Annotated in this window: 23 protein-coding genes; 1 reads left to right on the top strand and 22 read right to left on the bottom strand. The window is 52.0% G+C overall.

Annotated features, from left to right (window positions below; all coding sequences use genetic code 11):
• Positions 1-23: 23 nt before the first annotated feature.
• From ftsZ to mraZ, 15 genes are all read right to left on the bottom strand, one after another.
• Positions 24-1,202: a cell division protein FtsZ gene (gene ftsZ, locus HQ393_RS14990; protein WP_179356073.1), complete on the bottom strand. Its 1,179-nt coding sequence runs from the start codon at positions 1,200-1,202 to the stop codon at positions 24-26.
• Between the two features lie 43 nt (positions 1,203-1,245).
• Positions 1,246-2,478 (bottom strand): cell division protein FtsA, encoded by a 1,233-nt coding sequence (gene ftsA / locus HQ393_RS14985; protein ID WP_218871205.1) that lies wholly within the window; start codon positions 2,476-2,478, stop codon positions 1,246-1,248.
• A 91-nt stretch (positions 2,479-2,569) separates the two neighbouring features.
• Positions 2,570-3,349 (bottom strand): cell division protein FtsQ/DivIB, encoded by a 780-nt coding sequence (locus tag HQ393_RS14980; RefSeq protein WP_179356072.1) that lies wholly within the window; start codon positions 3,347-3,349, stop codon positions 2,570-2,572.
• Between the two features lie 3 nt (positions 3,350-3,352).
• Positions 3,353-4,267, bottom strand: coding sequence for a D-alanine--D-alanine ligase (locus HQ393_RS14975; protein ID WP_179356070.1), 915 nt, complete (start codon positions 4,265-4,267; stop codon positions 3,353-3,355).
• Positions 4,264-5,658: a UDP-N-acetylmuramate--L-alanine ligase gene (gene murC / locus HQ393_RS14970; RefSeq protein ID WP_179356068.1), complete on the bottom strand. Its 1,395-nt coding sequence runs from the start codon at positions 5,656-5,658 to the stop codon at positions 4,264-4,266. The genes HQ393_RS14975 and murC overlap by 4 nt, the downstream gene beginning before the upstream one ends.
• Before the next feature lie 64 nt (positions 5,659-5,722).
• Positions 5,723-6,790 (bottom strand): undecaprenyldiphospho-muramoylpentapeptide beta-N-acetylglucosaminyltransferase, encoded by a 1,068-nt coding sequence (murG, locus tag HQ393_RS14965; protein WP_179356066.1) that lies wholly within the window; start codon positions 6,788-6,790, stop codon positions 5,723-5,725.
• The gene (ftsW, locus tag HQ393_RS14960) at positions 6,787-7,974 is read right to left on the bottom strand and encodes a putative lipid II flippase FtsW (protein ID WP_179356065.1); all 1,188 of its coding nucleotides are present in this window, start codon (positions 7,972-7,974) and stop codon (positions 6,787-6,789) included. Before ftsW ends, murG begins: the two co-directional genes overlap by 4 nt.
• A complete protein-coding gene (gene murD, locus HQ393_RS14955) occupies positions 7,974-9,386 on the bottom strand; it encodes a UDP-N-acetylmuramoyl-L-alanine--D-glutamate ligase (protein ID WP_179356063.1) in 1,413 nt (470 codons plus the stop codon). The genes ftsW and murD overlap by 1 nt, the downstream gene beginning before the upstream one ends.
• A gap of 29 nt (positions 9,387-9,415) precedes the next feature.
• Positions 9,416-10,489: a phospho-N-acetylmuramoyl-pentapeptide-transferase gene (gene mraY / locus HQ393_RS14950; protein ID WP_438833125.1), complete on the bottom strand. Its 1,074-nt coding sequence runs from the start codon at positions 10,487-10,489 to the stop codon at positions 9,416-9,418.
• A gap of 2 nt (positions 10,490-10,491) precedes the next feature.
• The gene (locus HQ393_RS14945; protein ID WP_218871203.1) at positions 10,492-11,919 is read right to left on the bottom strand and encodes a UDP-N-acetylmuramoyl-tripeptide--D-alanyl-D-alanine ligase; all 1,428 of its coding nucleotides are present in this window, start codon (positions 11,917-11,919) and stop codon (positions 10,492-10,494) included.
• Positions 11,916-13,412 (bottom strand): UDP-N-acetylmuramoyl-L-alanyl-D-glutamate--2,6-diaminopimelate ligase, encoded by a 1,497-nt coding sequence (locus HQ393_RS14940; protein WP_179356061.1) that lies wholly within the window; start codon positions 13,410-13,412, stop codon positions 11,916-11,918. Before HQ393_RS14940 ends, HQ393_RS14945 begins: the two co-directional genes overlap by 4 nt.
• Positions 13,409-15,259: a peptidoglycan D,D-transpeptidase FtsI family protein gene (locus HQ393_RS14935; RefSeq protein ID WP_179356060.1), complete on the bottom strand. Its 1,851-nt coding sequence runs from the start codon at positions 15,257-15,259 to the stop codon at positions 13,409-13,411. The genes HQ393_RS14940 and HQ393_RS14935 overlap by 4 nt, the downstream gene beginning before the upstream one ends.
• On the bottom strand, positions 15,256-15,558 hold the full coding sequence (ftsL, locus tag HQ393_RS14930) for a cell division protein FtsL (protein ID WP_179356059.1): 303 nt from the start codon (positions 15,556-15,558) through the stop codon (positions 15,256-15,258). Before ftsL ends, HQ393_RS14935 begins: the two co-directional genes overlap by 4 nt.
• On the bottom strand, positions 15,555-16,499 hold the full coding sequence (gene rsmH / locus HQ393_RS14925; protein ID WP_179356058.1) for a 16S rRNA (cytosine(1402)-N(4))-methyltransferase RsmH: 945 nt from the start codon (positions 16,497-16,499) through the stop codon (positions 15,555-15,557). The genes ftsL and rsmH overlap by 4 nt, the downstream gene beginning before the upstream one ends.
• Entirely contained in the window at positions 16,496-16,933 is a 438-nt protein-coding gene (mraZ, locus tag HQ393_RS14920; protein ID WP_179356057.1) for a division/cell wall cluster transcriptional repressor MraZ, read from the bottom strand. Before mraZ ends, rsmH begins: the two co-directional genes overlap by 4 nt.
• A gap of 344 nt (positions 16,934-17,277) precedes the next feature.
• On the opposite strand from mraZ, the gene HQ393_RS14915 reads away from it, so the two are divergent.
• Positions 17,278-17,445 carry a protein MIGRI gene (locus HQ393_RS14915; RefSeq protein ID WP_179356056.1) on the top strand — a complete coding sequence of 56 codons (168 nt, stop codon included), beginning with the start codon at positions 17,278-17,280 and terminating at the stop codon, positions 17,443-17,445.
• A 7-nt stretch (positions 17,446-17,452) separates the two neighbouring features.
• Here HQ393_RS14915 and HQ393_RS14910 read toward each other — a convergent pair whose 3' ends face one another.
• From HQ393_RS14910 to ftsY, 7 genes are all read right to left on the bottom strand, one after another.
• Positions 17,453-17,779, bottom strand: a complete 327-nt coding sequence (locus HQ393_RS14910) for a hypothetical protein (protein WP_179356054.1) — start codon at positions 17,777-17,779, stop codon at positions 17,453-17,455.
• A gap of 135 nt (positions 17,780-17,914) precedes the next feature.
• Entirely contained in the window at positions 17,915-18,772 is an 858-nt protein-coding gene (gene rpoH, locus HQ393_RS14905) for an RNA polymerase sigma factor RpoH (RefSeq protein WP_179356053.1), read from the bottom strand.
• Positions 18,773-19,044: 272 nt separating this feature from the next.
• Positions 19,045-20,037: a glycosyltransferase family 2 protein gene (locus HQ393_RS14900; RefSeq protein WP_179356052.1), complete on the bottom strand. Its 993-nt coding sequence runs from the start codon at positions 20,035-20,037 to the stop codon at positions 19,045-19,047.
• A 57-nt stretch (positions 20,038-20,094) separates the two neighbouring features.
• The gene (gene ftsX / locus HQ393_RS14895) at positions 20,095-20,997 is read right to left on the bottom strand and encodes a permease-like cell division protein FtsX (protein WP_179356051.1); all 903 of its coding nucleotides are present in this window, start codon (positions 20,995-20,997) and stop codon (positions 20,095-20,097) included.
• 10 nt (positions 20,998-21,007) lie between these two features.
• Complete coding sequence (gene ftsE / locus HQ393_RS14890; protein ID WP_179356050.1) at positions 21,008-21,661, bottom strand: cell division ATP-binding protein FtsE; 654 nt, start codon at positions 21,659-21,661, stop codon at positions 21,008-21,010.
• A complete protein-coding gene (locus HQ393_RS14885) occupies positions 21,636-22,214 on the bottom strand; it encodes a GNAT family N-acetyltransferase (protein ID WP_179356049.1) in 579 nt (192 codons plus the stop codon). Before HQ393_RS14885 ends, ftsE begins: the two co-directional genes overlap by 26 nt.
• Before the next feature lie 18 nt (positions 22,215-22,232).
• On the bottom strand, positions 22,233-23,402 hold the full coding sequence (gene ftsY / locus HQ393_RS14880; protein WP_179356048.1) for a signal recognition particle-docking protein FtsY: 1,170 nt from the start codon (positions 23,400-23,402) through the stop codon (positions 22,233-22,235).
• Positions 23,403-23,418: the final 16 nt, after the last annotated feature.

Raw genomic sequence — 23,418 nt, 5'->3', positions numbered from 1 at the left:
GGCGCCGTTTATCCAATCACCGATTAATCGGCTTGGCGACGCAAGAAAGCAGGAATATCCATATCAATATTTGACATCGCTGGACGAGCCGAAGTCGCTTCTGGCGCTGCATTGCGACGATTGTTACGCCAAATCGCTGGCGTATCGTACGCATCCGTATCATAAGCGGCATTATCAGTGCCCGTTTTGAGCGATTGGCTGCTCACGACAGACAACTGAGGCTTATTCATGTCTTTGCCACCACCCAAACCGGTTGCGACCAAAGTGACACGAATTTCATCTTCACCCAAAGCTGGGTCATACACCACACCGTGCTTCACCAAAGCGCCATCTGCAACGTGGGCTTCGATAATTTCTAATGCTTGGCGAGTTTCTGATTTTTTCAATTTGCCTGGGGCAGTTGAGAAATTCACCAATACACCGCGCGCACCTTTGAAGCTGATATTGTCGAGCAATGGGCTGCGAATTGCTTCTTCAGTCGCACGAATCGCACGATCTGGGCCAGAAGCATTGGCCGAACCCATCATCGCCATACCCATTTCGCGCATTACCGTGCGAACGTCAGCAAAGTCAACGTTGATCAGGCCTGGGTAATGAATGATTTCAACGATAGAACCCACTGCATTGCGCAATACATCATCAGCAGCGCGGAATGCTTCGTCGATCGTGACATCGTCACCCAGTACTTCTTCGAGTTTCTGATTTGAAACGACGATCAATGAATCCACATAGCGCGATAATTCATCGATACCGGTTTGCGCTACTTTCTGACGACCACCTTCATCCAAGCCTGGCTTAGTCACCACGCCAACGGTCAAAATGCCTTTTTCGCGTGCGACTTGTGCGATCACTGGAGCCGCACCAGTACCTGTACCACCGCCCATACCGGCAGTGATAAATAATAAATCTGCGCCAGAAATTAAATCGGCGATATGTTCACGATCTTCTTCTGCAGCTTGACGACCGATATCCGGATTACAACCCGCACCGAAACCACGCGTTAATTCAGCGCCCAACTGAATTACATTATCTGCTTTAGAAAGTTTCAATACCTGCGCATCAGTATTGGAAGAAATAAAATCAACACCTTGCATTTGGTGTTCGATCATATTGTTGATTGCATTGCAACCTGCGCCACCCACGCCAATTACTTTGATATTAACGTGATGTGATACTTCTGGAACTTCAATTGTTAAAGCCATGCTCTCTCTCCTGTTACCCGATTTTACCGCTTACCCGAAAATTTCAAAAGTTATTTTGAAACCAAGACTTCATACGGCCAAAAATGTCTCCAATTGAGCCGTCTTTACCCCTTTGCCCAGGGGCTTTTTGCATTTGTTGTCGTGCAACTAACAACAAACCCACTGCCGTTGAATAGCGCGGGTTTTTAACAACCTCAGCTAATCCACCAACATAACGTGGTAAACCTAATCGAACTGGCATATGGAATATTTCTTCTGCCAATTCCGTCATTCCAGGCATTAATGAAGCACCACCCGTAATAACAATACCGCTCGATAATCTGTCTTCTAAATTAACGCGGCGTAATTCTGCTTGCACAAAGCTATAAAGTTCTTCAACGCGAGGCTCAATCACTTCGGCCAAAGTATGGCGTGACATTTGACGCGCACCGCGCTCACCCACTCCAGGAACTTCAATCATCGTTTGTGGATCAGTCATATGGCGCAAGGCTACGCCATGTTGAATCTTGATATTTTCAGCTTCACCCGTTGGCGTACGTAATGCCATGGCAATGTCATTGGTAATTTGATCGCCCGCAATTGGAATTACCGCGGTATGGCGAATTGCGCCATTAATAAATACCGCCATATCAGTGGTACCGCCGCCAATATCGACCAAGCACACACCCAAATCACGCTCATCGTCAGTTAATACGGCATGCGCGCTCGCTAAGGGTTGCAACACCACTTCAGCAATTTCCAAACCGCAACGGCGTACGCATTTAGTAATGTTTTGCACCGCAGACACTGCGCCCGAAACAATATGCACGCGCACTTCAAGCCGAACGCCCGACATACCCAGCGGCTCTTTCACATCTTCTTGGCCATCAATGACATATTCTTGCGACAAAATATGCAGGACTTGATGATCCGTCGGGATATTCACTGCGCTGGCCGTTTCAATAACCCGATCAATATCGGCTTGAGTGACTTCTTTATCTTTAATCGCCACCATGCCGTGTGAATTCAGGCTCTTAATATGGCTACCCGCGATACCGGTATAAACCTCGCTGATTTTGCAATCCGCCATTAATTCAGCTTCACCTAAAGCAGCTTGAATTGCACCAACGGTTTTTTCGATATCCACCACCACGCCACGCTTTAAGCCACGTGAAGATGCGGAGCCCATTCCCACCACATTCAGTGCGCCATCGTCGGTCACGTCAGCAACCACCGCAACGACTTTCGACGTTCCGATATCTAGCCCAACAATGAGATTTTTTGCGTCCCTAGTCACTGACAGCCTCTTTACAAATCTTAATAATTAACTTTAAAAAAACCCGCCAACCCAATATTTATTAATTACTTTATTAGGTCAAAAGCATAAATCATGCCGAAGCTTTAATTGCCTTTGGCTTTGCCACTGCAGGCTTTGGTTTAACTCCATCGCCTGTCGTTTTTTCAACTGGCTTATAGTCCGGTAAACGTACGGCAAAACCGTTTGGATAACGTAAATCCACATACTCAAATTGCTGCTGCAATAAAGCCAATGAATTGGGATACGCTTTTACAAAGCGATCAACCCGCTCAATGGGCTCATCACGACCCACCTCTACAATCAACTGTTTATCCAATTCAAAACGCCAAGCTCGGCGATCAGATAACCATAAATGCGTCGGTGTGCGCCCTAAAGGCACAATAATTTCTTTTAAGCGCAAAAAACCTTCCAGCATTACGCGCTCGGTACCTTCTGGCCCTTCAAGAATTGGCAGCATTTCATTACTGGCAGCATCAAATTGCTCACCATGCTGATTCAAAAGCGCAGACGATCCCCAACGGGCAATTGCTTTATGCTCTTCAATATTCACTTCCAAACGATCTGGCCAACGACGCCGAACTTCAACACGGCGCACCCAGGGTAGTTTTTCAAAATCCTGCCGAGTTTTATCCAAATTCAGCGTAAAAAACGTGCCTTTTAATTCGTTTTTAATCACATATTGCAATTGTTCACGCGTGGTATGCGCCAAATCACCATCAACTTTAATTCGCTTTATCGGAAACAGCGGCGAATGAACCACCAAAAACAGCACGGAATAAAACAGCAGCATGAGGGCCAATCCGGTCAGGATATTGGCAATCCACATTAATAGCTGCGGTTTATTCCACATGCTTTACTGCGCCCCGCTCAAAGTCGTGGCCAGAATTTTGACTACCAACTCTTCGTACGAAATCCCCGCATCACGGGCGCACATTGGAAACAGGCTATGACTCGTCATCCCCGGTGCCGTATTGGGCTCCAGTAGAAAAATTCCGTCATTTTCATCCATTAAGAAGTCAATCCGCGCCCAACCAGTCGCGCCAAGCACTCGAAATGCCTGCTCTGCCAATTGTCGAGCTTCAGCTTCTTTAATGCCCAACAAGCCGGGGCAACGGTACACGGTATCGTCGCGGAAATATTTCGCATCAAAATCATAAAACTCGGTAGCCGGCTCGATTTTGACGGTCGCTAAAGCCCGACCATCCAAGACCGCACACGAATATTCCCCACCGAGCACGGCCTTTTCAGCCAGCACCAGCGGATCAAATTTGGCGGCTTCGCGGTACGCCGCTTCGATGTCGGCTGCCGATTTACACTTGGTCACCCCGACGCTTGAACCGCCATTGGCTGGCTTTACAAACAAAGGCAAGCCTAAACGGGCAGCTACAGCAGCAAAATCCGACTGTGCAGTGAGTAATTCATACTCTGGCACCGGCAAGCCAGCGGCTTGCCACATCAATTTGGTGCGCCATTTATCCATACCAATGGCCGAAGCCATCACGCCACAGCCGGTGTAGGGTATGCCCATAAATTCAAGCGCACCTTGAATCGTACCGTCTTCGCCTTGGCCACCATGCAAAATTAAAAATGCACGATCAAAGCCTTCTTCTTTTAAGGCTGAGAGCGGTTTTTCAGCGGGGTCAAATGCGTGAGCATCCACGCCTTGCCCTTGCAAAGCCTCAAGCACCCCAGCGCCACTCATCAATGAGACTTCGCGCTCAGTGGATGAACCACCCAATAAAACAGCTACTTTGCCAAACTGTTTCATGCGGCACGCTCGCAAAGTTGTTTTGGCGTGCCACCAATCGTGCCTGCACCCATCGTAATAATCACATCACCATCTTTCGCCGCGGCAAAAATTGCCGTTGGCATATCGGCAATGTTTTCCACAAAAACTGGTTCAATTTTGCCTGCCACGCGCACCGCACGAGCCAAAGAGCGACCATCTGCAGCCACAATCGGTGCTTCACCTGCGGCATACACCTCGGCTAGCAACAAGCCATCGACGGTATTGAGTACTTTGACGAAATCTTCAAAGCAATCGCGGGTACGCGTATAGCGATGTGGCTGGAACGCCAGCATCAAGCGACGACCAGGGAAAGCACCACGGGCCGCCGCCAGCGTGGCCGCCATTTCTACGGGGTGATGTCCGTAATCATCCACCAGCGTAAAGCTGCCACCCGCTTGCAAGGGCACTTCGCCATAACGTTGGAAGCGGCGGCCAACACCTTCAAATTTCTCGAGCGCCGCGACAATCGCAGCTTCATCGGCGCCAACTTCAATACCGATCGCAATGGCAGCCAATGCATTGAGCACGTTATGCATGCCCGGCATATTCAGGGTGACGGCCAAGCGACGGGTTTCACCATTTTTCCAAACGGCGTCAAATTTCATCTGGCCATGGGCGGCGACAATATTCTCAGCGCGCAGCATCGCGTCTTCAGACACGCCATAGGTGGTAATCGGGCTGGTCACTTTGGGCAGAATCGAGCGCACATGCGGATCGTCCACACACAGAATGGCACGACCGTAGAACGGCAAGTGATGCAGAAAATCGATAAAAGCCTGTTTCAATTTTTCGAAATCATGACCATAGGTATCCATGTGATCAGCATCGATATTGGTCACCACCGAAATCACCGGCGTGAGCAGTAGGAAGGACGCATCACTTTCATCGGCTTCCGCCACCAGAAAATCGCCTTGGCCCAAGCGCGCGTTTGAACCGGCAGCGTGCAATTTGCCGCCGATCACGAAAGTCGGGTCCAGCCCCGCGGCTTCAAGCACGCTGGCACTCAAACTCGTCGTCGTGGTTTTACCGTGTGTACCGGCAATGGCGATGCCTTGTTTCAAGCGCATCAATTCAGCCAGCATCATCGCACGTGGCACGACCGGGATCTGGCGCGAGCGCGCTTCGATCACTTCAGGGTTGTCGTCTTTGACGGCACTGGAAATCACCACCACATCGGCATTGGCGACAAACTCGGCAGCATGGCCTTGATGGACAACAGCACCCGCCGCACTCAAACGTTGCGTCGTCGCGTTGCTACCGAGGTCAGAACCGCTCACCTCAAACCCCAGATTGAGCAGCACTTCAGCGATGCCACTCATACCGACACCACCGATTCCGACAAAATGAATGCGCTTAACTTTATGCTTCATATCTTGATAGGTATAAGGCTGTAGAGCATTTATTATAAACCCTACAAGCCATTACCCCATACTCCTATCCAGCTAATTCTTCGATTACTGCAACGACTTTTTCAGTTGCATCCGGTTTGGCCAATTGCTTGGCCTGCTGCGCCATTTTCAGGCATTGTTCGCGGCTCGTTGCTTGTAGCAATTTCGCCAATTTCTCGGCGCTAAATTCAGTTTGCGGCAGCAAAATACCCGCTTGCGCGTCGCTCAAAAACTTCGCATTCCCCGTTTGGTGATCATCAACTGCGTGCGGAAATGGCACCAAGACAGCGGCAACCCCAACACAAGCCAATTCAGCAACCGTCAATGCCCCTGCTCGGCACACCACTAAATCGGCTTCGGCATAGGCCGTTGCCATATCGCCAATAAACGCAACGCACTCGGCAGTCACCCCAGCAGCAGCGTAATTGGCCCGCAACGCTTCAATGTGTTTTTCACCCGCTTGGTGAATCACGTGTGGGCGTTGCTCAGCGGCTAACAAGGCCAAGGCTTTAGGTACTTGCTCGTTAAATACTTGCGCGCCCAAACTACCGCCCACCACCAACACTTTCAGTGGGCCAGTGCGATCAGCAAAACGCTGCTCAGGCGCAGGCACGGCATTCAATTCATCGCGTACTGGATTGCCAACGCAACCATCTAACCCGGGGAATGCGCTAGGGAAAGCAAACAACACCCGACTGGCCAATTTGGACAGCGCTTTATTGGTTAAACCTGCCACCGAGTTTTGCTCATGAATCACCAGTGGCAGCCAGCACAAACGCATCGCCAAGCCACCTGGAAAACCGGTAAAGCCACCAAAGCCAATTGCCACATCAGGGCGACGGCGGAAAATCAGATCCACCGAACGATATAGCGCTTTGAGTTGCACCCAAGGTTGCGACAATTTCTTGAGTAAACCCTTACCACGCACACCGGTAATCTTCAGCGTCACTAAGTCGATGCCGTGCTGGGGCACGACGCGTGTTTCCATTGCGCCTTCGGCGCCAAGCCAAACGACGTCCCAACCTTTTGCGCGCACAGCATTCGCGACCGCCAAAGCGGGGAAAATATGCCCACCCGTACCACCCGCCATGACCAAGAGCGTTCGTTTTTTCATGGACGATGCCCCCTGATCAATTGGCGATTTTCATAATCAATCCGCATCAGTAAACCCAAGGCCACCAGATTGGCCACAATCCCGGAGCCACCAAACGACAGCAGCGGCAGCGTCAAACCCTTGGTCGGCATCAGCCCCATATTCACGCCCATATTGATGAACGATTGAAAGCCAATCCAGATTCCGACACCTTGTGCTACCAAGGCTTGCCAGTGACGCTCCAACTTAGTGGCTTGCACGCCAATGGCAAAGGCGCGGAAGACCAAAAAGCTAAACAATAAAATCACGGCCGCCACGCCCACAAAGCCAAACTCTTCGGCGATGATGGCCATTAAAAAGTCAGTGTGCGCTTCGGGCAAATAGGACAATTTCTCAACGCTGCCCCCCAAGCCGACACCATGCCATTCACCACGTCCAAACGCGATCAATGAATGGCTGAGCTGATAGCCTTTCCCATACGGGTCTTGCCACGGATCTAAAAAGCCCAATACCCGAGCCCGGCGATAGGGGCTCGATGCGATCAAGCCGACAAACGCCACGCCCAAAAATACAATCAAGCCCAAAAATAGGCGCCAGTTAAATCCACCTAAAAACAGTGCGCCCATCGCAATCGCGGTAATGACGGTAAAAGCGCCGAAATCGGGCTCCAACAGCAATAAACCACCGACCACAGTCATTACTAAAGCCATTGGGAACAGTACTTTGGCAATACTTTCGCCTAATTTTGCGCCCATGCTATTGGCTTTGCGCACCGTATAGTCGGCGGCATACAGCACCACGAAAAATTTCATCAGCTCAGACGGCTGCAAATTGATCACAAACAAACTCAACCAGCGACGACTGCCATTGACCTCGCGCCCAATATGCGGAATCAAAACCAAAATCAGCAGTACGGTGCCAAAAATGAATAAATTCGGCGCGTACTGTCGCCACTTCTCAGTCGGGATATTGAAGGTCACTAAAGCGGCCAATGTCCCGACGACCAAGAAGATCGAATGGCGAATCAAGAAGTAGTTAGAACGAAACCCCGTATCCTTATCCACCTCGGCCATCGCAATCGACGCCGAATACACCATTACCAAGCCAATCGACAGCAGAAGCACAACACACCAGAACAGCGCCTGATCGTAGCTGCTCATGGTCGGCTTCATTTTCTTCATGGCCTGATAAAAGATTTGACGCATCAGGCTTGCTCCAAGCCTTTCACTGCGGCAATAAATACTTCAGCGCGATGGTGATAATTGCGGAACATATCCAAGCTTGCGCAAGCTGGCGACAGCAAGACCACATCGCCCGGCTCGGCCAAATTGCTAGCAATCGTTACGGCCATTTCGAGCGTCGGCAATTGCATCACTGGCAGGTAATTGTCGTCGTCATCGGGCAGATAGGCCGAACACGCTTCGTTCAAAACATTTGCCAACTCTGGGCCATCGCGCCCAATCAACAGCACCGCACGGCAAATGCGCTCGCACGCCTCAACCAGCGGCGAAAAATCTTGCCCTTTGCCATCGCCACCGGCGATCAGTACTACCGGGCGTGTCATGCCTTTGAGCGCCGCTTCAGTGGCGCCTACGTTGGTACCTTTTGAGTCGTCGTAATAAGCAACGCCATTCACTTCCGCTACAAACTCAACGCGATGCGGCAGGCCTTTGAATGATTTGAGCGCTGCCAGCAATGGCTCAAGCGGCAAACCGGCGGCACGGCACAGCGCGATTGAAGACAAGGCATTCACTGCATTGTGCAGCCCCGCGACAGGTAGTTCGCACGCTTTAAGCAACTCAGCATCGCCACAACGCAAGCTGAAATCTCCATTGATTTCAACCAAACCATATTCACAATCATTACGAGGGGTATCGGCACCAAACCAAATCACATCACGGCCTTCACGTGCCATACCCCGGCACCAGCCATCTTCACGATTTAAAACCTGTACGCCGACGCCACCGAATACACTCGCTTTAGTCGCGGCATATTCCTTCATGCCCGCATAACGGTCGAGGTGATCTTCCGATACATTCAGTACCGTGGCTGCGGCAGGCGCGAGAGAGGTGGTCGTTTCCAATTGGAAGCTCGACAACTCCAACACCCAAACATCTGGCCATTCACCAACACCATCCCCACGCGCTTCCCAATCGGCCAAAGCGGCCAAGACTGGCAAGCCAATATTGCCGGCCATCACTGTTTTTTGACCGGCGGCTTCACACATTTGCGCAACCATTGTCGTGACGGTTGATTTACCGTTGGAGCCCGTGATCGCAATGACTTTGCCCGGCTTACCGACCAAGGATTGCGCCAATAACTCCACATCGCCAATTACTGGAATACCGTGCGCAATCGCGGCAGCAATTTCTGGTGTTGCCAGCGGTACGCCAGGGCTAGTCACCAATACATCGGCGTCGGCAAACGTATCGACATTGAACGCGCCCAAGCGCAGCTCAATTTCGGGGAGATCCGCTTTCAAGTTGTCCAGATTTGGCGGCGTCAAGCGGCTATCGGCCACGGTAACGCGCGCGCCCTTGCCAGCCAGCCAGCGTGCAGTCGCCAAGCCGGTATCGCCCAAACCCACCACAATGCAATGTTTCGCTTTCAATTCCACAACCTGCTCCAATTCACGTCCGCCCCGACTCAGCGTAATTTCAATGTGGCCAAACCAGCCAGCACCAAGAGCATGGTGATAATCCAGAAGCGCACGACCACTTGCGTTTCTTTCCAGCCTTTGAGCTCGTAATGGTGATGCAGCGGCGCCATCCTAAACACGCGCTTGCCTGTCATCTTGAAACTCGCGACTTGAATCATCACCGACAGCGCCTCCACCACAAACACGCCGCCCATAATCAGCAACACGATTTCCTGACGTACAATCACCGCGACCGCGCCCAGACCAGCGCCAAGCGCCAATGCCCCCACATCGCCCATAAATACTTCGGCGGGGTAAGCGTTAAACCACAAAAAGCCCAAGCCTGCGCCCACCATGGAGGCACAGAACACAATCAACTCACCCGCGCCCGCCACATGCGGCACGCCCAGATACGTCGAGAATTTCGCATTCCCCGCCACGTAGGCAAAAATACAGAATGCGCCAGCCACCAGCACTACGGGCATAATCGCCAAGCCATCCAACCCATCGGTTAAATTCACAGCATTACTGGTGCCGACAATGACGAAATAGGTCAGCACACAAAAACCAATCGCGCCAAACGGGTACAGGATTTCTTTGTAAAACGGGATAATAAAGCCGGTGTTAGCCGCATCAGGGCCGACATTCACCAGAAATACACCTGCGCCAATCGCAATCGCCGATTGGCCGATCATTTTGGCTTTAGCCGATAAGCCTTTCGGGTTTTTCAACGCGACTTTTTTGTAGTCATCGACAAAACCAATCACGCCCGTCGCCATCGTCACGATCAGCACCAGCCAAACGTATTTATTGCTTAAATCGCCCCACAGCAAGGTCGTCAAGCCAATCGACAGCAAAATCATCGTGCCGCCCATCGTTGGTGTACCGGCTTTGATCAAATGCGTTTGCGGGCCATCATTGCGCACGGCTTGGCCGACTTTCAACTCGGTCAACTTGCGGATCACCCAGGGCCCCAGCACCCACGACATCGTCAGCGCCGTCATCGTCGCCAGTACGGCGCGTAAAGTCAGGTAATTAAAGACGTTGAAGGCGCGAACCGACTCGCCCAACCATTGCATCAACATCAGCAGCATGGCTGTGCTCCTTGTTCAGTTTTGTTTTCTAAGCCGGCAACCACCGTTTCCATGCGCATAAAGCGTGAGCCTTTCACCAGCACTTGCGTCTCTGGCGTTAGCAGCGCACGCACTGCGCTGATCGCAGCGGCATGGTCGGCACAAAGTTGCGCACCAGCATGGTCACGATTGAAAGCATCCACGGCATACTGCATATGAGTACCTACCGCAACGAAATGCTGAATCTGCTTTTCACGCGCATACCCGCCAATCTCAGCATGGCGCTCATTCGCATCAGCACCGACTTCGCCCATATCGCCCAGCACCAGCACAGTCGGCTTACCACCTTGGGCAATCGCTGCGAGCACATCAATCGCTGCCTTCATCGAATCAGGATTGGCGTTGTAGGTATCATCCAAAATCGCTGCGCCATTAAACGCGGTTTTGGCCTGCAAACGCCCTTTCACACCTGCCCATTGGCTCAGACCTTGAGCCACTTGCGCCAAGGAAACACCCGCCGCCATCGCAGCAGCGGCTGCCGCCAAAGCGTTGCGCACATTATGCTCACCCGGTACGGCCAAGCTAATCGCCGCTTCACCTTGCGGGCACACCAGTGTGAAAGCGCTGCCCGTAGGTAATAACTCGATATTTTTCGCGCTCACTTCACCGTTTAAGCCAAACGTAGCAATCTGATTTTTTGCGGCCAATTCACGCCAAAGTGGCGCAAATTCATCATCGGCATTGATAATCGCCGTACCGTTGGCGACTAAACCCGCAAAAATCTCACCCTTCGCACGCGCAACGCCAGCCACTGAGCCCAAGGCTTCCAGATGCGCTGCTCCGGCGTTATTCACCAAAGCCACATCAGGCTGGGCAATATGCGTCAGATAATCGATTTCGCCAAAATGGTTCATCCCCATTTCCGCCACGACATAGCGGTGCGAGGCATTCATGCCCAGCACGGTCAGTGGCAAGCCGATATGGTTATTCAGATTGCCTTTGGTGGCGTGGACCAAACTTTCACTTGAATCTGTCGGCTCACCGCCAGCGGCCACAGCAAAAATCGACGCCAGCATTTCTTTCACGCTGGTTTTGCCATTGCTGCCGGTTACACCAACAAGCGGAATCGCGGCGTGCTTTGCGCGCCAATATTTGGCCAATTCGCCCAGCGCTGCCAAGGTATCCGCCACGACAATCAGATTGCCGATTGCACCTTGCGCAACAGCACTACCCTCTTGCACTAACGCAGCCACTGCGCCCTGCGCGAGGGCCGCTGCAACAAAATCATGCGCGTCAAAACGATCGCCTTTTAAAGCGACAAACAAATCCCCAGCGCGAATATCACGACTGTCGGTGGTGACGCGATCAAACGTCAGCTCACCATCACCGATGAGCTGGGCGTTGAGCGCCTGTACGGTTTCCCGCAAATTCAACATCATTTACTTCTATTTCCTTGTGACTTTCTGGCCAGCGCTTTGCTTGCGTGCTCAACATCATCAAAGTGATATCGCTCGCCGTTTATTTCTTGGTAATCCTCGTGCCCTTTCCCCGCGATCAAAATCACATCGCTGAAATGGGCCATTTCAATCGCATCACTAATTGCCGCGGCACGATCAGACTCAATCGAATAGTTGGCGTTGCCCGTACCGGGTACGCCTGACACGCCAGCGACGATGTCCTGGATAATCGCTTTGGGTTTCTCGCTACGTGGGTTATCGCTGGTAATCACCACCGAATCGGCCAATCGACACGCAATTTCGCCCATCAAGGGGCGCTTACCTGCGTCACGATCGCCACCGCAACCAAAGACACAATACAAACGCGCGCCTTGTGGCATTGCTTCACGCAAAGTCATCAAGACTTTTTCCAACGCATCCGGCGTATGGGCGTAATCGACCACGACTAAAGGTTTGTCATCACCACCCAAACACTGCATCCGACCCGCTGCAGGACGAATTTGCGCCAGCGCAGCACTGGCATCGGCCAATGAAACGCCTTGAGCCAGCAACACGCCCAAACACGCCAGCAAGTTGCTCGCATTAAAGCGCCCCAGCAAAGCCGATTGGATTTGAGTCGTACCGAAAGGTGTTTCTACCGTGAGTGCCAAACCCTTGAGCGATGATTCAAGCTGAGTACAACGCAAATCACCATTGACGAAACCATATGAAAAGATCGTTTTGGCGGTAGTGAACCCTAAAAGTTCACGGCCAAATGGATCGTCTGCGTTAATCACCGCAGCTTGCAAACCTTCCCACTCAAACAATTTGGCTTTTGCTGCACCATAAGCCTGCATGCTGCCGTGATAGTCGAGGTGATCGCGCGTTAGATTGGTAAATACCGCTGTGTGAAACTGAACGCCGTGCGCACGCGCCTGCACCAAGCCATGCGACGAGACTTCCATTGCAATTTGCGTTGCACCTTCTAGGCGGAATTTGGCCAGCCACTGCTGCAAAGACACCGGGTCCAGCGTGGTATGCGTTGAGCTTTGCAGTTGCCCGACAAAACCATTACCCAAAGTACCCAAAACACCCGCTTTGCCACCCAGCGCATTAAACGCTTGTGCGAGCCAATTGGCGATGGAAGTTTTACCATTCGTGCCCGTGATACCAACCACGGGTATTGGGTTGACATCATTATTCAACAATCGCGCCAGCAATATACCCACTTGATTACGCAAGGCAGGCACCGCCAAATTCGGCAGTGTAAGCGTTGCATCCCAACTAAAGTCTTCCGCTTCCCAAATGACGGCCGCAGCGCCCTTGGCAACGGCGTCAGCGATATACTCGCGACCGTCGACATACTCGCCCTGATACGCAATAAACACATCACCCGGCTGCACTTTGCGACTATCGACAACCACATTGCGGCCGGCGACTAAAGCTTGAATGGCATTCCAATCAATAGCAGGTAAAACCCAGCTGGCTGGCTTCATGTTTCTTCCTTCACTTCTGGCTCATTGCCAGGCAATAGGATATTGGTCGTTGGCGCATCAGGCGGCACACCCAATAAACGCAACGTCCCCGCAACTACATTACTAAACACTGGTGCGGCCACTAGGCCGCCATAACGCAAATCAAAAGACGGCTCATCAATCATCACCGCCACAATCAAGCGAGGATTGGAAATCGGCGCCAATCCAACAAATGAGCCAACGCGTGCGGTATCGGAATACACACCGTTCACCAGTTTTTTCGCCGTGCCCGTTTTACCGCCCACGCGATAACCCACCACCTGCGCCCGCGTCGCCGTACCACCAGGCTGGGTCACCATCTCCAGCATTTTTCGCACTTGTGCGGCGGTTTCCGCTGAAACGACTTGTTTACCCGGCGCTGGCGCGACCAACTTAGTAAAGGTCACAGGGTGGACTTCGCCATTACCGGCAAAAATCTGATACGCCCGCGCCATTTGCATCACAGAAACGGAAACACCATAACCGTAGGCCATGGTGGCTTGCTCGATGGGGCGCCAGGTTTTCCATGGCCGAACCCGACCAGGTGACTCACCCGGAAAGCCTGTATTCAACCGTTCGCCAAAGCCCACGTCGTGAAAGAAATTCGACATGTCTTCTCTATCCATCATCAGCGCCATTTTGGCCGCGCCGACATTGGATGATTTTTGAATGATGTGCTCAACCGTTGCGGCACCCACGGCGTGATCATCTTTAATCGTCGCAGGGCCAATACTCATCGTGCCGTTGCCCGTTTGAATCACGGTGGTTGGCGTGACTTTGCCGGCATTTAATGCCATCGCCACCGTAATCGCCTTCATCGTTGAGCCTGGCTCATACAGATCGGTCAAAGCACGGTTGCGTTTGTGAGCCGGATCGATCTTGGCGCGGCTATTGGGGTTGTACGACGGCGCATTGGCCATCGCCAACACTTCACCTGTGCGTGCATCCAGCACCACAATTGCGCCGCCCACCGCCTTACTGTTATCAACCGCATTTTTAAGCTCGCGATACGCCAGATATTGAATCCGACGGTCAATCGAAAGCTGCAATGTCTGCCCTTCTTGCGGCGGAATAATGGTCGAGACATCTTCCACGATGTAGCCACGACGATCGCGGATAACCGTGCGCGAGCCGGGTTTTCCCGACAGCATCGCTTCTTTGGTCATTTCAAAACCTTCCTGACCTTTACCATCGACATTGGTAAAGCCCACGACGTGCGCCATCACTTCGCCAGCAGGGTAATAACGACGGTATTCGGTTTGCGAGTAAACGCCGGGTACATTTAAAGCCAATACCCGCTTGGCATCAGCGGGTGAAATATGGCGTTTAACCCACAGGAAGTCGGATTTAACATCCTCGCCATTTTTGTTCTTACGGGTTTCATTTAATTTGGCGAGTAATTCGTCATTACTGATACCCAACATCGTTGCGAGCGACTTGACCTCCTCGCGTGACACGGGAACTAGCTCATCATCATCGCCTTGCTTCCAGTCTTTAGAGCGCTGCTCGCCTGCAGGCAACACCCGCATACTACGGGGGCTAAGCCAAATCGATTGTACGGGGGTAGAAATCGCTAAAGGCTCGCCATTACGATCGGTAATCATGCCGCGATTGGAATCGAGCTTGAGCGTGCGGCGATAACGCGCGTCACCTTGATCTTGCAAAAAGCCTTCATTCCAAGTTTGCAAGTACAGGCCACGACCCAAGAGCAGCGCAAACAGCCCCAACAAGCAGGACAGCACCACCCAAACCCGCCAGCGCTCTAGCTTGGGCTTGACTGCATATTTATCTTGTCGCCGACCCGCGACTGTTCTCGCTTGGCGGATCATGGCAGATCAGTCACAACTGGCTTTTTGACGCGCTCACCGTGCGCCAAAATCACTTGGGTTCGATTCGCCGGAGCGACTTGCATCCCCAGTTTGTGCGCAGCTTCATCTTCAACGCGGGAGTGCATGGCCCAAGTACTTTGCTCAAGCTGTAGCTGCCCCCACTCGACGTCTAATTTACGAGTCAGGGCGTCTTCTTTTTGCAGCTCGATAAATAATTTGCGCGCCTTGTGCTGGCTAGTAATCACCCCCATCGCGCACACAATCACAATCAGCAACAAAAATAGATTTAACCGAGTCACAGCGGGCCCTCGGTACGCTCAGCCAAACGCAGAATCGCGCTGCGTGCGCGTGGGTTGGCTTTAACTTCCACCTCACTCGCACGAATCGGTTTACCCACAATTTTCAACGGTGCGGCCGCAATCTCGCTGGCCATTACAGGCAGGCGGGAAGGCAATCGATCACCTGTCGCTTTATCTTGCATAAAGCGTTTTACGATACGGTCTTCCAAGGAATGAAACGCAATCACCGACAAACGCCCGCCTTGTTTGAGCAAGGACAGCGCCTGTGGCAGCGTTAGCGATAACTCCTCAAGCTCGCGATTGATGTAAATCCGTACAGCTTGGAAGGTACGCGTCGCCGGGTCCTGGCCCGGCTCACGGGTGCGGACTGCCGTTGCCACGACCGCGGCAAGTTCGCCTGTTGTAGCAAAAGGTTCGACTGCCCTACGCGTAACAATCGCTGCTGCAACCTGCCGAGCAAACCGTTCTTCGCCATAATCTTTTACCACCTCTGCAATTTCTTTTTCATCAGCCGAATTCAACCATTCGGCAGCAGTAATACCCCGCGTGGTATCCATGCGCATATCAAGCGGAGCATCAAACCGGAAGCTAAACCCCCGAGAACCATCATCAAGCTGTGGCGAGGACACGCCCAAGTCCATCAGCAAGCCATCAATTTGCGTAACACCGAGTTTGGCCAACGAATCGGCCAGCGTGACAAAGCCTTCGTGCACAATCGTGAAACGCGGATCGGTGATCGTCGCGGCCTCAGCAATGGCATAAGGGTCTTTATCAAAGGAAATCAAACGGCCATTTGGGCCGAGTTTGGATAAAATCAGGCGCGAGTGACCACCGCGGCCGAAAGTGCAATCGACATAAATGCCATCCGGCTTGATCGCCAAACCATCGACTGCTTCATCGAGCAATACCGTGCGATGCACGAAGCTTTGTGTATCGCTCACAACAAAATTCCTTCCATATTATTTTCAAGTTCTTGCGCATCCATCGCCATAATGGCCTCAGTGGTCGCGATCCATTTCGCGTCATCCCACAGCTCGAACTTATTGCCCATCCCCACCAGGGCGACTTCTTTATCCAGCTTGGCCACTTGGCGCAGGCGCGGAGGAATGAGTACCCGCCCCGAAGCGTCCATGTCGACTTCCTCGGCCTGACCGACGATAAAACGACGGATATTCGCCTTCGCGCCAGTCAACTGATTCAGTTGGTCGCGAATCGGCAACCAAGCAGGCTCGGGATAAACCAGCAAGCAGCCAGCAGGATCGGCAGTAATGATGAGTTTTCCTTGTGCCTGGGCGAGCAAAGTATCGCGATGCTTGGCAGGAATCGCCAATCGCCCTTTGCTATCCAGATTTAAGGAAGAAACACCACTAAACATGATCCGAATACCACCTTTACCAGCTTGAAATAGGGAATTGCCCACACGGCCTTGGCTACCCAATTTTGCATTTTTTCATCCCAAAAAATGCACTTTTACCCACTTTCTCCCACTGCGCCCCACTATAGAGGAAAAAAAAACCCGACACAAGTTGTGTCGGGCAATTTCCCGTTTTGATACAATGATTTAGTGGCGTAAAAACATGAATTTCAAGCCTGTTATAAATCAATCACAAAGCGCACAAAGTTAAAGTATTACTTTAGATTCAAATACTTTTGCATCGTAATCTTTCAAAAAACCTCAACTAAATCGCCTTATCTTACGGACTTTAGTCAACCTTCCTGATGAACGGCAAAATTTCACAATTCCTACTACTAGCACTACTGCTGATTCTATTTTGGCAATGGCTAGGGCCAGCTCGCCGTCGAGAGCTGCACCGCAGCAGCAAAATCGCAGCGCTGGTGTTACTGGGCTCAGCCACAATCGCGCTGATCTTGCATTGGCGGCAGTGAAGAGCGATCAGATTTTGACGGCGACAAACTGAGCAACCACCCTATCACTTTCACGGCGACCACTACGACGACGATCCGCCTCAGTACGGGTATCGAGCATAGAGACAACACGATACTGCCGCCGATCTTGCTGGCGGCGATCCCGCAGTTGGCGCCGCTCTACGCCATTCCAGCCAGAAGCATCGCTGCGTACACCGCTTTCAGTCATACCGCCCATGAGGGCACCATCCTCATCTAAAGGGTGCGGCTGATCGTAGGCATTCAACTCCGCATATTTCTTAACACTCAGGTCAGCAATGTAGCGATTTCGCCTATAGAGAGAAGTTATTTTCATGTAATTTGTGCATATTTTTCAATCACTTAGCACATTATCGACGATTTACAAGTTTTCTTAAATCCTCTTTTCGTTCACCCAAACAAAAAGGGAGGCCTAGGCCTCCCTTTTGTGAATTACATCTCAATATGGCACTTAGACCATCGCTGGCAACAGCGCCTGTTTCATTTTTTGCAGCGCCTTAGCTTCAATCTGGCGAATGCGCTCGGCCGAGACTTTGAATTCAGCCGCCAAATCGTGCAAGGTTGAAGATTCACCGTCTTCGGTCAGCCAGCGAGACTCAATAATCCGGCGGCTACGCTCATCCAAAGCATCCAGTGCTGCGCCAATGCCCGCCGATTGCAATTGATCGATGCGATTACGATCCATGACTGCAGTTGGCTCACTATGGCTGTCGGCCAACCAATCAATCGGCGCATAACCTTCATCATCACCATCATCGGCAACGAGGGCAACGTCTTGGCCGGTCATGCGCGTTTCCATCTCCAGCACTTCTTCCGGCTTCACACCCAGATCGTCGGCGATTTCTTTCGCTTGCGTATGCGTCAGTGCTGCAAAGCTCGATTTCATTGAACGCAGATTGAAAAACAATTTACGCTGAGCTTTGGTCGTAGCAATGCGCACCAAGCGCCAGTTGCGCAGAATGTATTCATGGATTTCAGCCTTGATCCAATGCACCGCAAAGGAATACAAGCGCACACCGCGGCTGGCCTCAAAGCGTTTGACCGCTTTCATCAGGCCGATATTACCTTCTTGAATCAAATCCGCTTGTGGCAGGCCATACCCACTGTAACCACGCGCAATCGATACCACTACGCGCAGGTGCGATAGCACCAGCTGGCGCGCAGCTTCTAAATCATTGTGTTCTTGATGACGAGTTGCCAAGTCATGCTCTTCTTCAGGTGAGAGCATCGGAAACGCGTTCACTCGCTGAACATAACGCTCAATACTGTCGCCAACAGATAGCGTAGGTAGCGTTAGTGCAGTACTCATGTCGATCTCCTGTCCAAAAATCTGTGACTTGCTAAATATTAGCACTCTTATCTATAGAGTGCTAAACCTGTTTCGAGTTCAATGATTCAAACACATTTGCTCGTCATATTGCACGGTAATTATTACTATCTGATAGATAGGCAAAACATATGATGCCGCGCTTTCAGTAGCTCGATGAAGCTTACGGGCAAGGGCCGGATATACCGTATGACGTATATCACTTAAATCAAAATAGCGAATACTCTACAGACTCATACCCCTCGGCTGATTGACTATATCAATCGCTGTAGTTGAGTAGCGGGGTCAGCACTCAAACGCCATGCGCGCCAATTATGCTGGATGCGGCTTAGTTTTTGCCGCAGTAATTTTGCGCACACATAGCCAGTTTGAGCATTGCCGCTCAGCATTTCTCCATACCATTCATCGACTTGTGCCGGTAGAACTTCCCACGCCTGCGTCAAATCATTCAGTACCCACAACCAATACGGCGACAACAGTGAATGGGTTTTCAATATGGCATCGCTTGAACTCACCCCCAATTGCGCCAGTTGTCGCTGCCAAATCCCCTGCACATGCAGATTAGGCGCTTCGCCATTCACCCGCGACGTTCTTTGCTTGTGATGCTGGCGATAGCGCACCAGCGGTTCGCCCAAATTAGCCAATTGCCCATGTTGAGCAAGGCGAATCAGGAAATCCCAATCCTGCGCCATATCCATTTTCGGCGTGTATTGCACGCCGCTGGCCAGCCATAAAGCGCGATTAATCATTAAAGCTGGCTGCGCCATGGCGCAATAGAATAGGTTATCGACGCAAATTTCATCATGCTCAAGCGGAAACAGGCGCAATGACTCGGCCTCACCCTCTGCCGCATCATCCCAGAACACCTGCAAATCACCGGAAACCGCAATCACCGCAGGATGCGTGATTAAGTAGCGTGCAGAAACCTCAAAGCGGTTTGGCAAACTCAGGTCATCGGCATCATGCATGGCGATCCAATCCCCGCTAGCCGCCGCCATGCCGATATTGCGAGCACAAGAGACCCCTTGATTAGCGGGCAGTACAATATGCTTGAGCTCACAATGTGTCGGCGCCTGAGCGGCAAGGCGTGCAATCAAAGGAGCCTGATCTTCCACGCTACCATCGTCAACCAAGATCAGCTCTAGCGCCGAAAACGAATCAAGCCGCGCCGTTAGAATACTTTCGATTGCTTCGGCAAGATGATCGGGATGTGGGCACTTAAAGGTCATCACCACACTTAACAACATGAGCAAGCTCCAGATACAACAACGCCACGCTCAAGCGTGGCGCCAAATTAATGTGGATTAGCGAAACTGTCGCAAGTGGCGCGTGACGGCAATCAAGGCTCCCAGCAAACACAGAGCGGCAATCAGCGCGCATACCAACAGCGTACTGAGCACATCGGGCGTTTGCAGGCTAAATTGCTGCCCGTAGGATTTCGCCAGCGCCTCAATAGCGGGGTTAATGTGGCTAATCACGCCCCACACCATAGCGACCGCCAATAAACCGCCTAAAAAGCCCTGCAAAATCGCCGAATGAATAAACGGACGACGAATAAAGGCATCGGTTGCGCCGATTAATTTCGCCACTTCAATTTCATCCCGCCGGGTCAAAATCTGCATCCGAATCGCATTGCCGGTAATCAGCACCAGAGCAGCGCCCAACATCACAGCCACCACCTCAAACAAATTTTGCCCTAAAGCTGAAATCCGCGCCAAACGTCGCGCCCATTCAGAATCGAGCTGCACCTCTTCCACGCCCGCCACAGCCGCCCATTCTTTTTGCAAGGCTTCCAGGGCTTCAGGCTGCGCATCTTTGGCATGCACGACAAAGGCATCGGGCAATGGGTTTTCAGTCATTCCCGCCAGCAAATCAGCCGAGCCAAAACTGCTTTGCAGTTTTTTCAACGCCTCGTCTTTCGGCACAAAAATCACCTGCTTGAGGCGAGTATCCTGCTTGAGCTGCTGTTTGAGTGCCGCCACCTGCTCGGCCTCGGCGCTTGGCAACATAAAAATCGATAACTGCGGCTCAACCGACAAGTCTTTCGTGACATCAGCAACGCTACTCACGATCAGCCACAAGGCCAGCGGAAAAGCAGCCGTAATGGCGATCACCAGCAGGTTTAATAGGCTACCAATAGGCTGACGAAACAAAGCGCCTATCGAGCGGGTAAATGCGAGTGAGTGAGAACGGATCCAGGCTTTCATATCGTTCCCCTTAAGCGGTAAATTGGCCGTGTTTCAGGCGCAAAATGCGACGACCATAATCGGCCATCAACGATTCATCGTGGGCGGAAATCACCAGCGTCACGCCCACTTGGTGGAATGATTTAAACAATTCCAAAATATCATGCGCGTAATCGCGATCCAGATTTGCCGTTGGCTCATCGGCCAGCAAAATCGACGGACGATGCACCACCGCGCGCGCAATGCACAGGCGCTGCTGCTCGCCACCTGACAATGAAATCGGATTGAGTTTTTCCTTACCCGCCAGCCCCACTTTATCGAGCGCAGCCAACACGCGACGGCGGCCTTCCTGATGGTCAAAACCAATAATATCGAGCGGTAAGCGCACATTATCAAACACGCTGCGGTCGTACAAAATCTTGTGGTCTTGAAAGATCAGCCCCAAATGGCGACGCACAAACGGCAGCGAGCCACGACTCATGCGAGCCAGATTTTGCCCATTGAGCAATACCGCGCCGCTACTGGGCTTTTCGATGCCCGCAATCAATTTAAGCAAGGTCGATTTACCAGCGCCCGAATGCCCAGCCAAAAAGACCAGCTCGCCGGTGGGGATCTCAAAACTCAGGTTTTTGATGGCGTCAAAACCACCCGGATAACTTTTACTGACTTGCTGAAACTGAATCATACAAATCCTCATGCGTTTGGGTTTTCGCCCAGTCGGTGCAATTCAATTGGTATTGCAATAAATCGATCGCTTGGCCATCGCGCCAATTCACAGTGCGTAGCCCGCAAAATTCGAAGCCCAGTTTGTCCAGAACTTGGCCACTGGCGACATTAGCAGGCAAATGATCAGACATGATTCGCGTCGGCCGCGCATGGACAAAGGCAAAATCAACCACCGCCCGACCTGCTTCTGTCGCGTAACCCTGCCCCCAGTGCTGCTGCCCAAACCAATACCCCAGCTCGGCCACATCACCTTCCATACTGACGCCCACACAGCCGAGTAAGCTCGCATCATCTTGGCGGCAGACTGCAAATACCCACTCCCGCCCGTCTTTGGCCGCCTGCGACTGATAGGCGATAAACTCAGCCGCCATGATCTCGGTATATGGAAATGGAATCCGCCCAGTATTGCCTGCAACAGCCCATTCTCCCGCCAACTCAGCGACATACTGCGCATCCGTATCTCGCAAAGCACGCAATATCAAACGTGAAGTCGTGAGCGTAGGCAGCGTCATCGGCAAGCAAATCTAAGCTTATTCAAACAGCGCGTCGATATAATCCTTGGCCACAAATGGGCGTAGATCATCGATCGTTTCACCCACGCCGATAAAGCGTAGCGGCACTGGGCGATTTTTGGCAATGGCAGCAATCACGCCACCTTTGGCTGTACCGTCGAGCTTCGTCAGCACCAAGCCGGTCAAACCCAGTGCATCGTCGAATGATTTGGTTTGCGCCAAGGCGTTTTGCCCAGTGTTGGCATCGAGCACCAGCATAATTTCGTGTGGGCCAGTCGGGTCGGCTTTTTGCACCACGCGTTTTACTTTTTTGATTTCTTCCATCAAGTGCAATTGCGTTGGCAAACGACCCGCAGTATCGACAATCACCACATCAATACCGCGCGCTTTGGCGGCATTCACCGCGTCAAACGCCACCGCTGCTGCGTCGCCCGATTCCTGCGCAATCACATGCACGCCATTGCGCTCGCCCCAGACAACCAGCTGCTCGCGCGCAGCCGCGCGAAACGTATCGCCGGCCGCCAGCAACACGCTCTTGCCTTGGCTTTGGAAGTATTTGGCCAATTTACCAATCGACGTGGTTTTACCCGCGCCATTCACGCCCGCCACCATCAAAATAAACGGCTTGTGGCCTTCAACATTGAGCGGGATTTGCAATGGCTGAATCAACTCAACCAAGCTGTCTTTCAGCGCGCCTTTCAATTCATGCGGATCTTTCAGGCCTTTCAGTGAGACGCGTTCGCGCACATCTTTTAATAAATGCTGTGTCGCATCGACGCCCATATCGGCAGTCAGCAAGACCGTTTCGAGTTCTTCATACAGATCATCGTCGATTTTGCCGCCACCAAACACGCCGGCCAAACTTTTACCCAACTTATCGCGCGTTTTGGCCAAGCCCAGCTTCAGGCGATCTGCCCAAGAGAGTTTTGGCCGCTCTTGCGGCTGATCGATATTGCCCAATTTGGCTGGATCATTCTCGATGTATTGCTCTACAGGCTTTGCCAATTCTTGAGTTACTGGCAATACCTCGGCAATAGATGCTTGCACAGGCGCACTCGGTGCAATCGTTTCAGTCACGACGTCAGCCGCTACGGGCGTTATTTCTGGCGCAGCTTCTGGCTGCGCGGGGGCTAAATCCTGCTCCGCGATGGTGTCAGCGGGCTTCTTTTTTTTGAAAAAACTAAACATGGGTTTGGCGCTCTTC

The organism is Chitinibacter bivalviorum, assembly GCF_013403565.1.
Lineage (GTDB): Bacteria > Pseudomonadota > Gammaproteobacteria > Burkholderiales > Chitinibacteraceae > Chitinibacter > Chitinibacter bivalviorum.
Note: the sequence above shows the minus strand (reverse complement) of the source record. Positions and strands in the feature narration are given on the sequence as shown.